Source organism: Caballeronia calidae, assembly GCF_900044055.2.
GTDB classification, from domain to species: Bacteria; Pseudomonadota; Gammaproteobacteria; order Burkholderiales; family Burkholderiaceae; genus Caballeronia; species Caballeronia calidae.
Genome location: NZ_FCOX02000230.1, coordinates 1 through 2,211, shown reverse-complemented (window position 1 = coordinate 2,211; position 2,211 = coordinate 1). Strand labels below are relative to the sequence as shown.

Below are 2,211 nucleotides of genomic sequence, written 5' to 3'. Positions count from 1 at the left end.
GAAGTCTGTCACAGCTGGTTCAACCGCTTTCGCAAACTGTTGGTCCGATACGAAAAACTCGAACGCAGTTTCGTCGCTCTAAACCATCTTGCCGCTGCCATCATCGCCTTCCGCAAGGTGCCGCTGAGCGTTAACATAATTTACGGATAAACTCTTAGCGTAGACGGCGGCCGGGCAATCAGATAGGAACTCAAGGATGAATCAAGTGAAGAAGACCGCGCTCGTGGTTGGTGCAACCGGTGTCGTGGGACGCAATCTCCTGCGTCAGCTGTCCAACGACTCAGAGTGGGATGTCATTGCAGTTTCTCGACGAAAACCCGACATTCAGGGCAACTATCACCATGTTTCGATAGATCTTCTCGACCCTGAGGAGGCGAAGACCAAGGCACGGGAGCTCAGCGCGGTTACACACGTTTTCTTTAGTGCTTACATTGAGAAGCCTACGTGGGCGGAGATGGTTGCTCCCAATATGGCGCTGTTGCGCAACCTTATGGACGCGATTGAGCCTGTGGCCACAGGGCTCAAACACGTCAATCTGATGCACGGGACCAAGTGGTATGGAAACCATCTGGGCCCGTTTAAGACTCCCGCGAAGGAAAGCGACCAGGGGCACATGCCTCCCAATTTCTACTACGATCAGCAAGCGTTCATTGTTGAGCGCCAAAAAGGCAAAGCGTGGACTTGGTCTGCCGCGCGGCCGCATGGAATTTGTGGATTCGCAATCGGGAATCCCATGAACCTAGTTATGGTGTTGGCCGTTTATGCCACGATCTCAAAAGCCTTGGGGCTCCCATTGCGTCATCCCGGGTCAGAAGGCAACGGGCAAGCGTTGTACAACGTAACTGATAGTGGGCTGCTTGCCCGGGCTTGCGTTTGGATGGCTACTGAGCCAGGCGCAGGAAATGAACCTTTTAATATCACGAACGGAGACATATTTCGATGGCGTGATCTGTGGCCCGCTATCGCCCGGTATTTCGACATGGAGACAGCGCAGGCTCAAAAAATTGACCTCGTCCATATGATGGCCGATAAGGGGCCTCTCTGGTCTAAGCTCGTAAAAGAGCATAACCTCGTAGATATTCCATACGATCAGCTCGTGGGATGGAAATATGGAAACTTCGTCTTCAGCCCAGAATTCGACGTGATCTCTTCGACTACGAAGGCGCGAAAGTATGGTTTCCAGGAGAGCCTAGATAGCGAAGAGATGTTCATTCGACATTTCGACGAGCTTAGGGCTAAGCGCATCATCCCCTAGTTTAGGACCGCGGACAAAGAATGCCTCGCCAACTTTTTGGTGGGGCATTTTCCTTTCTACCCACGAAAAACTGAAAAAGTCCTCGACTCGAAATTTGGCTGCGTCAGATGTGTCCTCGGAATACACACACAAACCAGTCAGTGCCTTTCTCGACGACATTCGTCGATATCCTTCTCGCTAGCAACCTGTTGATTTTGTGGGATGCCGCTGCACTTTTGCAGTTTTCGATGTTCTGGCACGGTCGTCGCTAAGTGTATTCGGTAAGCGGAACCCGCAAAGCAAAAGCAGCCTCAGCATTTCAGAAATACACCAGACTAGTTAAGGGAGCAAGGTAAGACGATGAAGATCTTGGTGCCAGTCAAGCGCGTGGTCGATTACAACGTGAAGGTCCGGGTCAAGTCGGACGGTACGGGTGTCGACATCGCGAACGTGAAGATGTCGATGAATCCGTTCGATGAGATCGCTGTCGAAGAAGCCGTGCGTCTGAAGGGAGCGGGCGTGGCAGCCGAAGTGGTCGCTGTTTCGGCGGGCGTGACGCAGTGTCAGGAGACGCTTCGCACGGCGCTGGCGATCGGCGCGGATCGGGCGATTCTGGTCGAATCGGCTGATGAATTGCAGCCATTGGCGGTCGCGAAGATCCTGAAGGCATTGGTCGATCAGGAGAAGCCGGAACTCGTCATCCTCGGCAAGCAGGCGATCGATGACGATTCGAACCAGACCGGTCAGATGCTCGCTGCGCTGGCGGGGCTGCCGCAGGCGACGTTTGCATCGAAGGTCGTCGTAGCGGATGGCAAGGCCACGGTTTCGCGTGAAGTCGATGGCGGTGCGGAAACGCTTTCTCTCAAGCTGCCCGCAGTTGTCACGACGGATCTTCGCCTGAACGAGCCGCGCTATGTGACGCTGCCGAACATCATGAAGGCGAAGAAGAAGCCGCTGACGACGGTGAAGCCTGCTGA

At 54.0% G+C, this 2,211-nt stretch carries 3 protein-coding genes; all 3 read left to right on the top strand.

What is annotated here, in order from left to right:
* A partial coding sequence (locus AWB78_RS44925; RefSeq protein ID WP_157697761.1) for a transposase occupies positions 1 to 150 on the top strand: 150 nt, incomplete at its 5' end.
* Between the two features lie 46 nt (positions 151 to 196).
* Positions 197 to 1,255 carry an SDR family oxidoreductase gene (locus AWB78_RS42225; RefSeq protein ID WP_062613211.1) on the top strand — a complete coding sequence of 353 codons (1,059 nt, stop codon included), beginning with the start codon at positions 197 to 199 and terminating at the stop codon, positions 1,253 to 1,255.
* Positions 1,256 to 1,594: 339 nt separating this feature from the next.
* Positions 1,595 to 2,211: electron transfer flavoprotein subunit beta/FixA family protein (locus tag AWB78_RS42220; protein WP_062613209.1), on the top strand; the 617-nt coding region annotated here is incomplete at its 3' end.